Annotated in this window: 13 protein-coding genes; 8 read left to right on the top strand and 5 right to left on the bottom strand. The window is 71.7% G+C overall.

The window, feature by feature from the left end:
• Positions 1-27: 27 nt before the first annotated feature.
• From ACFV46_RS16605 to ACFV46_RS16575, 7 genes are all read left to right on the top strand, one after another.
• Positions 28-786 (top strand): PIG-L deacetylase family protein, encoded by a 759-nt coding sequence (locus ACFV46_RS16605; protein ID WP_385498676.1) that lies wholly within the window; start codon positions 28-30, stop codon positions 784-786.
• A complete protein-coding gene (locus ACFV46_RS16600) occupies positions 786-1481 on the top strand; it encodes a 4-carboxy-4-hydroxy-2-oxoadipate aldolase/oxaloacetate decarboxylase (protein WP_385498674.1) in 696 nt (231 codons plus the stop codon). The genes ACFV46_RS16605 and ACFV46_RS16600 overlap by 1 nt, the downstream gene beginning before the upstream one ends.
• Positions 1478-2560: a 4-oxalomesaconate tautomerase gene (locus ACFV46_RS16595; protein WP_385498673.1), complete on the top strand. Its 1083-nt coding sequence runs from the start codon at positions 1478-1480 to the stop codon at positions 2558-2560. Before ACFV46_RS16600 ends, ACFV46_RS16595 begins: the two co-directional genes overlap by 4 nt.
• Positions 2557-3510 (top strand): catechol 2,3-dioxygenase, encoded by a 954-nt coding sequence (locus tag ACFV46_RS16590; protein ID WP_385498672.1) that lies wholly within the window; start codon positions 2557-2559, stop codon positions 3508-3510. The genes ACFV46_RS16595 and ACFV46_RS16590 overlap by 4 nt, the downstream gene beginning before the upstream one ends.
• Positions 3511-3781: 271 nt before the next feature.
• Positions 3782-5095 (top strand): MFS transporter, encoded by a 1314-nt coding sequence (locus ACFV46_RS16585; protein WP_385498671.1) that lies wholly within the window; start codon positions 3782-3784, stop codon positions 5093-5095.
• Between the two features lie 493 nt (positions 5096-5588).
• Complete coding sequence (locus tag ACFV46_RS16580; RefSeq protein WP_385498670.1) at positions 5589-7070, top strand: PP2C family protein-serine/threonine phosphatase; 1482 nt, start codon at positions 5589-5591, stop codon at positions 7068-7070.
• Entirely contained in the window at positions 7070-7561 is a 492-nt protein-coding gene (locus tag ACFV46_RS16575; protein WP_385498669.1) for an STAS domain-containing protein, read from the top strand. Before ACFV46_RS16580 ends, ACFV46_RS16575 begins: the two co-directional genes overlap by 1 nt.
• 109 nt (positions 7562-7670) lie before the next feature.
• Here the strand turns inward: ACFV46_RS16575 and ACFV46_RS16570 are convergent, their stop codons facing one another.
• Both ACFV46_RS16570 and ACFV46_RS16565 read right to left on the bottom strand, forming a co-directional pair.
• Positions 7671-8624: an anti-sigma factor RsbA family regulatory protein gene (locus tag ACFV46_RS16570; RefSeq protein ID WP_385498667.1), complete on the bottom strand. Its 954-nt coding sequence runs from the start codon at positions 8622-8624 to the stop codon at positions 7671-7673.
• Positions 8621-9487 carry an MEDS domain-containing protein gene (locus tag ACFV46_RS16565; RefSeq protein ID WP_385498666.1) on the bottom strand — a complete coding sequence of 289 codons (867 nt, stop codon included), beginning with the start codon at positions 9485-9487 and terminating at the stop codon, positions 8621-8623. Before ACFV46_RS16565 ends, ACFV46_RS16570 begins: the two co-directional genes overlap by 4 nt.
• A 435-nt stretch (positions 9488-9922) precedes the next feature.
• On the opposite strand from ACFV46_RS16565, the gene ACFV46_RS16560 reads away from it, so the two are divergent.
• Complete coding sequence (locus tag ACFV46_RS16560; protein ID WP_385498665.1) at positions 9923-10588, top strand: MSMEG_1061 family FMN-dependent PPOX-type flavoprotein; 666 nt, start codon at positions 9923-9925, stop codon at positions 10586-10588.
• Between the two features lie 22 nt (positions 10589-10610).
• Here ACFV46_RS16560 and ACFV46_RS16555 read toward each other — a convergent pair whose 3' ends face one another.
• From ACFV46_RS16555 to ACFV46_RS16545, 3 genes are read right to left on the bottom strand one after another with little or no spacing between them, the layout of a single operon-like run.
• Positions 10611-11153 carry a DUF1360 domain-containing protein gene (locus ACFV46_RS16555; RefSeq protein WP_376726956.1) on the bottom strand — a complete coding sequence of 181 codons (543 nt, stop codon included), beginning with the start codon at positions 11151-11153 and terminating at the stop codon, positions 10611-10613.
• Between the two features lie 57 nt (positions 11154-11210).
• Positions 11211-11528 carry a hypothetical protein gene (locus tag ACFV46_RS16550; RefSeq protein ID WP_376726955.1) on the bottom strand — a complete coding sequence of 106 codons (318 nt, stop codon included), beginning with the start codon at positions 11526-11528 and terminating at the stop codon, positions 11211-11213.
• A gap of 28 nt (positions 11529-11556) precedes the next feature.
• On the bottom strand, positions 11557-11724 hold the full coding sequence (locus ACFV46_RS16545) for a hypothetical protein (protein ID WP_376726954.1): 168 nt from the start codon (positions 11722-11724) through the stop codon (positions 11557-11559).
• Positions 11725-11969 lie beyond the last annotated feature (245 nt).

Below are 11969 nucleotides of genomic sequence, written 5' to 3'. Positions count from 1 at the left end.
GCGGCACTGTCACCAAGGAGATACAGCATGACCCACGGCAACGGCGCACCCGCCGCCGCCCCGCCCCGATCGACCCTCGTCGTCACCGCGCACGCCGGAGACTTCGTGTGGCGGGCCGGCGGCGCCATCGCCCTGGCCGCCTCCCGGGGCGAAAAGGTCACCATCGCGTGCCTGACCTTCGGCGAACGCGGCGAGTCGGCGAAGGCGTGGCGGGAGGGGAGGAAGCTCGACGAGATCAAGGCGATCCGCCGGGAGGAGGCCGAGCGCGCAGCCGCGACGCTCGGCGCCGAGGTCCGTTTCTTCGACGCCGGTGACTACCCGCTGGTCGCCACCGCCGAGCTGACCGACCAGCTCGTCGCCGTCTACCGGGAGACGCAGCCGGACGTCGTGCTCACCCACCCGGTCGAGGACCCGTACAACGGCGACCACCCCGCTGCCAACCGCATGGCTCTGGAAGCCCGGGTCCTCGCCCAGGCCATCGGCTACCCGGGCGAGGGCGAGATCATCGGCGCCCCGCCCGTCTTCTACTTCGAACCGCACCAGCCCGAGATGAGCGGCTTCAAGCCGGAGGTCCTCCTCGACATCACCGAGGTCTGGGACGTCAAGCGCGAGGCCATGGAGTGCCTGGGCGCACAGCAGCACCTGTGGGAGTACTACACCGACCTCGCCGTCCGCCGAGGGGTCCAGCTCAAGCGTAACGCCGGACCCAACCTGGGCCTCGCCCACAAGACCATGGCCGAGGCGTACATGCGGCCCTACCCGCAGATCGCGAAGGAGCTCGCCTGATGCCCGGCGTGATCGTCACCGACCCGCCCAAGGCCGAGCCGAAGGCCGTCGAGGCGCTCGCGGGCTACGGAACGGCCACCGTCGGCGAGGCCATGGGCCGCACCGGCTTTATCGGGACCCATCTGCGCCCGATCCAGCAAGGTGTCCGGGTCGCGGGCACCGCCGTCACGGTGCTGTGCTGGCCCGGCGACAACCTCATGATCCACGCGGCGGTCGAGCAGTGCGGCGAGGGCGACATCCTCGTCGTCACCACCACCTCGCCGTGCGAGGACGGCCTGTTCGGCGAGTTGTTCGCCACGGCCCTCGCCCATCGCGGAGTGCGTGGCGTCGTCCTGAACACCGGTATCCGCGACACCGCCGAACTGCGCGCGATGGGCTTCCCCGCCTGGTCCGCCGCCGTCAGCCCGCAGGGCACGGTCAAGGCGACCGGCGGCAGCGTGAACGTACCGATCGTGATCGGCGGCCAGGTGATCCACCCCGGTGACGTGATCGTCGCCGACGACGACGGCGTGGTGGTCGTCCCGCGCGAGCGCGCCCACGAGACCGCCGAGGCGTCCGAGGCCCGCGAGCAGAAGGAGGCCGGGGCTCGCGCCGCCTTCCTGGAGGGGCAACTGGGCCTGGACCGCTACGGGTTGCGGGAGACCCTCACGCGGCTCGGGGTGACCTACCGCTCGTACGAGGAGGCCGAGTCGTGACCAGCCCCACGGAGGTCCGCTGCATGCAGATGCGCGGCGGCACCTCCAAGGGCGCCTACTTCCTGGCCGACGACCTGCCCGCCGAAGAGAGCGTCCGCGACGAGCTGCTGCTGCGGGTCATGGGCAGCCCCGACCCGCGCCAGATCGACGGCCTCGGCGGCGCCCACCCGCTCACCAGCAAGGTCGCCGTGGTGTCCCCGTCGGCCGACCCCGAGGCCGACGTCGACTACCTCTTCCTCCAGGTCGCCGTGGACAGCGCGGAGGTCTCGGACCGCCAGAACTGCGGCAACGTGCTCGCCGGGGTCGGCCCGTTCGCCGTCGAGCGGGGACTTGTTCGAGCAGGGAGCAGCGAGACGTCCGTACGCATCCGGATGGTGAACTCGGGTGACTACGCCACGGCGACATTCCCCACCCCGGGCGGCCGCGTCGACTACAGCGGCGACACAGAGATCTCCGGGGTCCCCGGGAGTGCCGCCGCCGTCGTCATCGAGTTCCCGCCGGGCCGAGGCGAGTTGCTGCCCACGGGGAACGTGCGCGACACGGTCGCCGGCATCGAGGTCACGTGCGTCGACAACGGCATGCCGGCCGTCCTGATCCCGGCCGAGGCACTCGAGGTCACCGGTCAGGAGGACCCGAAGGATCTGGAGAGCAACCGGGAACTGACCGCCCGGCTCCACGAAATCCGGCTGGCAGCCGGACAGCTGATGGGACTCGGCGACGTCACCGAAGCCACCGTCCCCAAGCTCACCCTGCTCTCGCCGCCCCGCCACGGCGGCGCCGTCACCACCCGCACCTTCATCCCGGCCCGTGTCCACACCTCCATCGGCGTCCTCGGCGCCGCGAGCGTGGCGGCCGGGCTGCGGATCGAGGGAAGCGTCGCGCACGGCATCGCGGCCCTCCCCGGCGAGGGCGATCGGCTGCGCATCGAGCATCCCAGCGGTTTCACAGACATCGAAAGCAGTATCGATCGCGCCCCCGAGGGCGACCTCAGGGCTCGTCGCACCGCCGTCGTCCGCACCGCCCGGAAGATCTTCGACGGCACCGTCTTCCCCGTACCACCCACAGGAGGTCACTCATGACCCCGCCTCTCGGCGACATCGCCCACATCGGCCACACCCAGCTGTTCACCCCGGACCTGGACGCCTCCGTCGCCTTCTTCACCGACTTCCTGGGCCTGACCGTCAACGGGCAGGACGGCGACACCGTCTACCTTCGAACCTACGACGACTACGAGCACCACAGCCTCGTCCTCACCGCCCGCGATCAGCCCGGCCTCGGCCGCCTCGCCCTGCGCACCTCCAGCGAGGAGGCGCTCCGACGTCGGGTGGAGGCCATCGAGGCGGCGGGCGGCACGGGCAAGTGGACCGAGGACGAGCCCGGCCTCGGCCGGCTCTACGTCACCACCGACCCGGACGGCCACGAACACGCCCTGTACTGGGAGAGCGAGCACTATCGGGCCCCCCAGGCGCTCAAGCCGTCTCTCAAGAACCAGCCACAGGCGAAACCCAACCGCGGCGTCGGCGTCCGCCGCCTGGACCACATCAACTTCCTCGCCGCCGACGTCCTCGCCAACGCCAAGTGGCAGGAACAGCTCCTCGGCGCCCGCCCCACCGAGCAGATCCGGCTCGACTCAGGCAAGATCGCGGCACGCTGGCTGACGTACACCGACAAGTCGTACGACGTCGTCTACACGTCCGACTGGACCGGCAGCGAGGGCCGACTGCATCACATCGCCTTCGCCACCGACACCCGCGAGGACATCCTGTGCGCCGCCGACCTCGCCATCGACACCGGCGTCTTCATCGAGACGGGGCCGCACAAGCACGCCATCCAGCAGACGTTCTTCCTCTACGTCTACGAACCCGGCGGCAACCGCATCGAACTGTGCAACCCGCTCACCCGTCTCGTCCTCGCCCCCGACTGGCCGCTCATCACCTGGACCGAGGAGGAGCGCAGGAAGGGGCAGGCGTGGGGCCTGAAGACCATCGAGTCCTTCCACACGCACGGCACGCCGCCCGTGCGGCCCTGACCTGATCCGCCCTTTCCGGCCCCGGGGAACGGCTACCACCCGTCCCCGGGGCCGAATCGTTGCCTAGATTGTTAACAAAAGTGTTGACGTGATGGCCATGGCTTCTTAACGTCTACGCCACAGCGAGCTCGAGGCTCCCGCACGGAGTCCGCAGCTCGGGGGCATGCTCCGTCCGTCCTCCCCACCGGCCGCGCGAGCCGCACCGGCCCCACCGCCCTTGCAGCCAGGGACCAGGGCCCCGTCCCGACGTCCCGCACGAGAGGAAACAACGATGTCCTCCTCCGCCACCTCCCCGCTCGCCCAGGCGACCGGGACGACGGCCCGCCGCAGCCGCACCGTCGTCATCGCCCTGTGCTGGGCACTCGTCCTCCTCGACGGCATCGACACGTTCATCTACGGCTCCGTGCTTCCGAAGATGCTCGGCGGCCACAGCCTCGGCCTCACCCCGGACGTCGCGGGCACGATCGGCAGTTACACCAACTTCGGCATGCTGCTCGGCACGATCGTGTCCGGCACGGCCTCGAACTGGATCGGCCGTCGCGTCACCGTCCTCGCCAGCGTCGTGATCTTCACGCTCGCCACGCTGGGCACCGGCTGGTCCCAGTCCTCGGGCCAGTTCGGCTTCTTCCGCTTCGTGTGCGGCTTCGGCCTCGGCGCGCTGCTGCCGATCGCGATCTCGTACGGCATGGAGTTCACCTCGCGCGGCCGCCGCGCCCTCGCCACCGGCATCATCATGACCGCCCACCAGACCGGCGGCGCCCTGGCCCCGCTGCTGGCCCTCTGGCTGGTCGACGACCACGGCTGGCGCTGGGCCTTCATCGCCTCCGCCCTGCCCGCCCTGATCCTGCTCCCGGTCGCCTTCAAGCTGCTGCCCGAGTCGCCCACCAACCTGCTCACCCGCGGCCGCCGCGCCGACGCCGAGCTGCTCGCCGCCGCCTACGGCACTGAACTGGCCGAGCCGAAGGCCAACCGCGGCGACAAACTGGACGCGCTCAAGAACCTGTTCCGCAACCGCCAGTGGTCCACCACCCTGTGCTTCTGGCTGACCTCCTTCGCGGGTCTGCTCCTGGTCTACGGCGTCGGCCAGTGGCTTCCGAAGATCATGGTCGACCTCGGTTACGACACCGGCGACTCGCTGCTCTTCTCGACGTTCCTGAACGTCGGCGGCATCTGCGGCATGCTCATCGCCGGCCGCACCGCCGACCGCATCGGCCCGCGCAAGGTCGTCATCGCCTGGTTCCTTCTGACCGCCGTCTTCGTCTACCTCATGGGCGTCCAGATGTCGGTCGGCGTCCTGTACGCGGTGGTCTTCTTCGCCGGACTGCTGCTCTTCTCCGGCCAGACCATGGTCTACGCGACGGTCGGGACCCACCACAACGACGAGGACCGCCCCACCGCCCTCGGCTGGGTCTCCGGCATGGGCCGCTTCGGCGCCATCTTCGGCCCGTGGATCGGCGGCGCCCTCATCGAGGCGGGCAACGCCGACATCGGCTTCACCATGTACGCCTGCGCCGCGCTCTTCGGAGCCCTGATGATGGCCCTGGCCGCCCTCACCATCAAGACACGCACGGCCGCGAAGGTCTGATCGCCGGCGAAGTGCTCGGCCGGGGTTTCCCAGCCGAGCACTTCGTGGTCCGTCGAAGCGGTATTGCAGGGGGGGTCGGTGGTGTCTCACTCACGCTGAGTACGCCCTGTCACTGGCTCGGCAGGAGGCCGTGAGCAGCACCCGGTCCAGGCGTTCCGATCCTGGGATGGGGATCGACAAGGTGCTTTCGGACTTGGCGCCCTGCACGATCCACGCAGAAGGCTGCAGGGACGGCCGGCTGATCTTCGGCGCCAGCGACTCGGGAACGGCCCTGCGGACTGAGGTCACGCTGGAACAGGAAGCAGCGCTTCTGTCCCGATTGGGTCAGCTGGGGATCTCATCGGGCGTGCTCACCGTCCCGGCACATCGCACGGCGGACCGCGACCGGGGGCCGGCCGACGACGGCATTGGCGTTCGGGCGTGTTGTCGATCTAGGCTGCGTCGGTTCGTGCCGTTCACGGCGGCAGCCCATCGACGGAGAGGAAAGCCGGAAATGCAGCAGGCATCGGCCACCGACCCGGCTCCCGGGCGCCGCCCCGAGCTGGTCCCCGACCCCGATGTGGAGACGGCTCGTATCGCGGCGGTGCGCCGCTACGACATCCTCGACACCCCGCCCGACGGGGCGTTCGACCGGGTGGCGGCGATGGCTGCCCGGCTCTTCGACGTGCCGGTGGCGACCGTCACGATCGTGGACACCGACCGCATCTGGTTCAAGGCCGCCCACGGCCTGGAGGGCGTCGCGGAGATCGGCCGTGATCCGGGCCTGTGCGGCTCGGCGATCCTGCGTGATGACACGATGGTCATCCCCGACACGCTCGAGGACCCCGTCGCGGTGGACAATCCGCTGGTCGCCGGAGAGATGGGGGTGCGCTTCTACGCCGCGGCGCCGATCATCACCCCCGACGGGCACAAGCTGGGCACGGTCAACGTCCTCGACACCCGGCCACGCTCGATCACCGAGGAAGACACCGCCACCCTCGCCGATCTCGCCGCGATCGTGCTGGACGAGATGGAGCTGCGGCTGTCGGCGCTGCGCGCCCTGCGCGACGAGCAGGCCCGGCGGGAGGCGGAGAGGCGGCACGCCGAGGCGGAACGGGCGCGGGCGGAGGCGGAACGGGCGGCGCGGGAGAAGGCGGAGCAGGACAAGGCCGCCATCGCCGCGTTCGCCTCCACCCTCCAGCGGACCCTGCTGCCCCCGGCCCTTCCCGCGGTGCCGGGCCTGGAACTGGCCTGCCACTACCGCACCGCCTCCGCCCACGACGTAGGCGGCGATTTCTACGACGTCTTCCCCCTCGACGGCGACCGGTGGGCCTTCTTCCTCGGTGACGTGTGCGGCAAGGGCCCCGAGGCGGCGACCGTCACCGCCCTGGCCCGCCACACCCTGCGCGCCGCGGCCCAGATCAACGCCGACCCCGTCACCGTGCTGAGCGCGCTCAACACCATGCTGCTCACCGACGTCACCGCCGGCCGCCGCTTCTGCACCGTCCTCTTCGGCCTCCTGGAACCCCGGAAGGACGGCGGCTTCACCGTCACCATCGCCGCCGGTGGCCACCCTCCCGCCTACCATGTGCGCCCCGACGACGGCGGCACCCTCTGGGTGCGGGCCGTACGCCCCCAGGGCGGCATGCTCGTCGGCGCCTTCCCCCAGGCGCCCTTCGCCCAGACCACGTTCCCCCTGACGGCCGGGGAGAGCCTGTTCCTCTACACCGACGGGCTGATCGAAGCCCGCACCACCGAGGGCGCCATGCTCGGTGACGACGGCCTGACCGGCTTTCTCCACCAGCGCACCGGACCCGTCACCGCCACCTCCCTGGTCGAGGACAGCATCACCCTGCTGACCTCACTGCCCGACGGAGCCGGCGACGACGTGGCCCTGCTGGCCCTGTCCGTCCCCCGCCCTCACACCACACCCGACGGCAGTGTCTCTGCCACCGCCCACACCGCCGCCGCGCCCGAACACTTCGGCCAGGAGTGATGACCGACGTGACCGACACGCTGCAGTTGACCGTCCAGCACCCCCGTCCCGGCCTCGCGATCGCCGTCGTCGCCGGCGACGTGGACACGCGCACCGCGGACACCCTGCGCCGCGAAGCCTCGGAAGTCATCGAGCAGGGGTGCCCGCACCTGGTTCTGGACCTGTCACAGGTCGGCTTCTGGGACTCCGCCGGTCTGAGCGCGCTCATCGGCCTCTGGCACGCCGCCCAGGCGGTGGGCGGTGCGCTCAGACTCGCCGCCGTCCCCGACCGCCTGATGCGGATGCTCGTTCTCACCGGTGTCGACGCAGTCCTGCCGGTCCATGCCACCGCCGCAGAAGCGGTCACCGCCATGACCACCGGCCAGTCGACCAGCGCAGACATCCAGGGCTCCGCCACCCGTGTCGCCACCGACGGTAGGGCCGGTGAGCCGGCCGGAGGGGAGTACATGGCCGGCGACGGCGCTCAGACCCCCTCCTCCAACCCGAGCTGATCGCGTCGACGCCCCACGGTGGGCGTCTGTACCAGCGTGAGCCCGGCGCTCTTGGCGCGACACCGGACCAGGGCTGGCCCCTTCCCCCGGGTGCCGCGGCGGGCACCGCTCAGTCCAGGGCCAGGTGCAGTCGCACGATCAGGCCCGTCGGCGGGGTGCGCATCTCGACCAGATCGCACAACTGGTGCATCATCCAGACGCCACGGCCGCCGGCCGGCGACAGCGGGTCAGGACGGCGCCGGCCCACGAGCGCGTCGGTGAGCCGTCCTCGGTCCCTCACCTCGGCGATCAGAGCGTCGGTCGTGCGCCACAGCCGCAGAACGCCCTGTCCCCCGCCGTGCCGCAGTGAATTGCCGGTGGCCTCGTTGACGGCCAGCAACCAGTCGGTGTGCCGGCGCGGGGACAGGCCCGCCGTCTGTGCCCAGTGCCCTGCGGTGTCACGGACATCGGCGAGGTCCTGCTCAGTGAAGTGCAGGACGAGTGGATCCGCCGGCTCCTCCAGGGGCCCGTCGCAGTCGCGGCACACCGTCAGCGGGTCCTCATAGCGCGGGCTGTGCCGGTAGCCGTCCGGGTCTCCGACAACGGGATGCGTGCGGTGCGCCTCCGCCAGCACCCGCTCCGGCAGGGTGGTGTCGTACGGGCACAGGATCGTGACAGGCCGGCCGTCGAACGCCAGGTTGATCAGCGCCTCGTGACGGGTCGCCTCACGCACCTCCGCAGGGGTGCGCCCGACCCAGATCGGTTCGCCCACGATGGACGGGCGCCGATCCCGATGCTGGTCGGCGAAGTTCTGCAGCAGCGACAGGATGCGCCCGGGGTTGCGTCCGGCCTGCCGCATGTCGACGAAGGTGATGTCCTCGTGTCCGACGCCGACGGCTTCGCGGAGCAGTCGCAGACGCGGACCGGGAACGGCGACCAGGACGGGGCGCCCGCCGCTCGCCTCCGTGCGGACGAATGCGGCGACGCCCCGCAGGTAGTCCTCCTCGGTGGTGTAGAAGAGAGCGGGGTGGTGGAAGGACGGGTTGACCCGGCTCTCCGCCGACGTCGGTGTGTGAGTCGTCACTGGTCGGCCCCCTGAAGGACGGCCCTCAGCTCGGGGAAGAGTTCCAGCATGCGGTGGAGCGCGGGCGGCGCCCCGACGAGCCGGACCCGTGCCCCGGACGGACGCAGCCGCGCGGCGTGGGCGATGTCGGCGAGTGCGGAGACGTCGAGGTGGTCGAGGCCGGACAGATCCAGGGTGATGTCCTTCACCGTCGACGCGGCGATGGCGGCCGAGGCCGAGGCGGCCACGCGGCGGCTCTCGTAGCCTGCGGATCCGGACAGACGGAAGCCGGGTCGGCCGGCCAGAGGCGCGACCGAGAGGCCGGGCCCGACGTGCGGGCGAGGGGCGGCGCCCGCCCGCGTCAGGTGGGCGCCCACCAGTGCGTCGAGGGCCTCGGGTGCCAGGAGGCGGCGATCGTAGAAACACCAGGCCGTCAGCGGCAACTGCTCGAAGACCTCGTGGTGGATGCGCAGCTCGTACTCCAGCAGGCGCTCCGCGCCGGTCATGTGCCGGGCGCCCCAGGACATCTCGCCGATCGCCCGCAGGTTCCCGTACCCCTGGCCGGCGGCGGCCTCGACGGCACGGCACCACAGTCCGATCATGGCGTCGGGGTCGAACCGGGCGCCGGTCAGGTAGGTCTCGTCGGCGGTGGTCACCACGAGCTGTCCCCGCCGGATCGCGGAGTCGGCGTCCACACCCCGCTCGGCGAGCGTATGGATCACGAGTCGCGGGTCGGTGGCGTCCGCGAAGTACTGCACCCGCTCGCCCCTGTCGAAGCCCGCGCGGACGAAGGGCACGAGATGGGCGGCCCACTCGTCGTCGGTGGAGTACTCCACGGCGACATGACGGTCCGCCGCGGCTTCGCCGGCAGCCGATCCACTCACGTCCCGCATCAGCCTGCCTTCCCGCGTGTTCCGGCTGCCCTTGGCCACCGGGCGGCCATCAGCCTATCTCAGGGCCCGGTAGTCCAGGCGGCCGTCGCACCCCCACCGGCGGACGGACCTCCCGCAGCACAAGGGCGCGGCCGTGGGTGTCATGGGCGGGCGGGCCGGCGCTGCCGACGGCACCGCCCGCCGCGAGGGCGGCCGGCGCGTCGGCGACCATGCCGTGGAGGCGGGCAACTGGGAGACATTGCAGGGGGGCGGTGGTGTCTCACTCACGCGTCAGCCCCTCTCACGTCTCGCGACCGCGACGGTGACGGGGGTCGCGACCGCACAGGCCGTCGGCCCGCTCCGGACCATCCGGAGTGGGCGAAGCGGATGGCCTGCGTTCGCCGTCGGCGGTGAGGGGGCGGCCGGTCGTCTTCTAGGGTCGTCCCCATGACGGTCGACACCGATGCCTCCGGCTCGCTCTTCGATTCCCTCCGGGCGGACGCCCTCGACAGCCCGGATCAACTGCGGGAGCTGTATCCGCAGCCCAACCCGAACGCGCGCCGCAAGGAGATCGGCCGTCTGACCGAGGAGACCCGGGCGCTGATCGGCTGTTCCTCACTGGTGTTCGTCGGCAGCGGCGACCGCGAGGGCCGGGCGGACGTGACACCGCGCGGCGGCCCGCCCGGGTTCGTCTCCGTGCTGGACGAGCGCACCCTGGTGATTCCCGACGCGACCGGCAACAAGCGGCTCGACACCCTGCACAACGTGCTGGAGACCGGACGCATTGGGCTGCTCTTCCTCATACCCGGCCGCCCGACCACACTGCGCGTCAACGGCCGCGCCTGTGTGTCGGCACGCCCCGAGCTGCTCGCCCAGCTCACTCCGGTCGGGAAGCCGCCGGTCACCGCGCTGGTCGTGCAGGTCGAGCAGGCGTACCCGCACTGTCCGAAGTCCCTGATGCGCGCCGACGCGTGGCGACCGGAGCGGTGGCTGCCCGCCGACGCCCAGCCGAGCAGCGCCGAGGTGACCCTGGCTCAGCTGAACCTGCCCGGCCTCACCCTGGAGCAGATCGAGGAGGCCGAGCGGGAGTCGCTGCGTCTGCGGTACGAGTGAGTCCCGTACCGGCACGCGGGCGTCAGTCGCCGGTCGTCCTGCCGATCAGCGAGCCGTAGGCCAGTTGCAGCGCGTCCGCCCCGGCGAGCGCGGCCAGGGCTCCCATGGCGGTGCGTGTCGCGCGCGGCCACAGCAGTTGGCCGGCGGTGAGGGTGGAGGCCACCCAGACGCTCATGCAGAACGGGCAGGTCGCCAGTTCCCCGGCGGTGTGCCGGCCGCCCTCGGGCTGGGCCTCCTCGTGCAGTTCGGCCGGGCCCTGCGGGGCGACGTACCGGGTGAAGGGGGCGCGCAGCGGGCTGGTGACGGACGCCTTGGTCAGCAGCCGGCTGAGCCGGAAGGTGGCGATCGCCGTCAGCGCCACGTCCCACGGCTCGGGCCGGTCCGGCACCGGCCGGCCGCGCAGCCGGACGGCGGTCGCCCAGGCCGCCGTGTAGCCGGCGAACCCCGCCATGGCCGCGAGATAGCCGCCGAGGGGGCGGTCGTGCCCCGCCGCGTACTCGGTGCGGGTGCGCCGCAGCAGACCGTGCAGACGTCCTGTGCGGTGACCATCGACTGCCGTGTCCATGGGCTCCCTTCTCCATGCCTCGTTCGTGGGGGGTGCTGCGGGCTCTCGGACACGCGGTCAGGCGGTGTCGTCGGCGACGTCCGCGGCGTCGATCGTGTTCGCGCGCTCGGACGGGTCCACCGTGCCGTCGCGGTCCGGGGCGATCCCGGGGCTGCCGCCGGGCTGACCGCCGCCGGTGCTGCCGTATCCGCCGGGGACGCCGGGCGTCAGGTCGGCGTCGGCCTCCTCCCGCGAGATGCGGCGGGTGGCGCGGACGTTCGCGCGGCGCTCCGGGTACGGGTAGCTGAACGGCTGGGACCGCGCGCGTTCCTCCTCCTCCGCGAGGGCCTTCCGCGCGGCCCTGCCGGAGTCGTCGTTCTCGTTCTTCTGCGTCATGGCCGTTCCCTGTCGGTGGGTTTGCGGGTCACTTCTCCTCGAAGTCGTCGGGGCTGACGCCCGCCTCTTCGAGGGCTTCCTTGACCGTGCGTCCGGTGGCCCCGGCGTCCGGGGTGCCGGCCTCCGAGGCGTTCTTCTCGGTGAGGACCTCGTCGGTCGTGTCGGTCTTCGGACGGTTCTCTTCGGGAGTGGTCATCACGGCCCCTTGTCGCGTCGCGGATCTGGCCGGCCCGGCCGGCGGCCGCCGGATCGGCGAGCGGCCCGGACGAGCGGCGGGACAGACCGACTAACCTCAGGGGTCCCGGCTAAACACCTGCTCCCGCCACGAACCGGGCGGTTTCGCCGTCCGCCTCGCGACGGCACGCTGCCGTCAGGGGGACGCAGGCACTCTTCGGCAGCGGGTGACCCGCGGCCGAGCCGGGGCCGCCCGCCGAGGGTGGT

This window comes from Streptomyces sp. NPDC059852 (assembly GCF_042731455.1).
In the GTDB taxonomy this organism is placed as follows: domain Bacteria; phylum Actinomycetota; class Actinomycetes; order Streptomycetales; family Streptomycetaceae; genus Streptomyces.
The sequence above is the reverse complement of the archived record's forward strand: the minus strand, read 5'-3'. Positions and strand labels throughout refer to the sequence as shown.

Excerpts from the sequence above, each read along its gene's own strand:
- ACFV46_RS16605 (WP_385498676.1), top strand. The coding sequence starts at position 28 with ATGACCCACGGCAACGGCGCACCCGCCGCCGCCCCGCCCCGATCGACC.
- ACFV46_RS16600 (WP_385498674.1), top strand. The coding sequence starts at position 786 with ATGCCCGGCGTGATCGTCACCGACCCGCCCAAGGCCGAGCCGAAGGCC.
- ACFV46_RS16590 (WP_385498672.1), top strand. The coding sequence starts at position 2,557 with ATGACCCCGCCTCTCGGCGACATCGCCCACATCGGCCACACCCAGCTG.
- ACFV46_RS16585 (WP_385498671.1), top strand. The coding sequence starts at position 3,782 with ATGTCCTCCTCCGCCACCTCCCCGCTCGCCCAGGCGACCGGGACGACG.
- ACFV46_RS16580 (WP_385498670.1), top strand. The coding sequence starts at position 5,589 with ATGCAGCAGGCATCGGCCACCGACCCGGCTCCCGGGCGCCGCCCCGAG.
- ACFV46_RS16575 (WP_385498669.1), top strand. The coding sequence starts at position 7,070 with ATGACCGACGTGACCGACACGCTGCAGTTGACCGTCCAGCACCCCCGT.
- ACFV46_RS16560 (WP_385498665.1), top strand. The coding sequence starts at position 9,923 with ATGACGGTCGACACCGATGCCTCCGGCTCGCTCTTCGATTCCCTCCGG.
- ACFV46_RS16555 (WP_376726956.1), bottom strand. The coding sequence starts at position 11,153 with ATGGACACGGCAGTCGATGGTCACCGCACAGGACGTCTGCACGGTCTG.
- ACFV46_RS16550 (WP_376726955.1), bottom strand. The coding sequence starts at position 11,528 with ATGACGCAGAAGAACGAGAACGACGACTCCGGCAGGGCCGCGCGGAAG.
- ACFV46_RS16545 (WP_376726954.1), bottom strand. The coding sequence starts at position 11,724 with ATGACCACTCCCGAAGAGAACCGTCCGAAGACCGACACGACCGACGAG.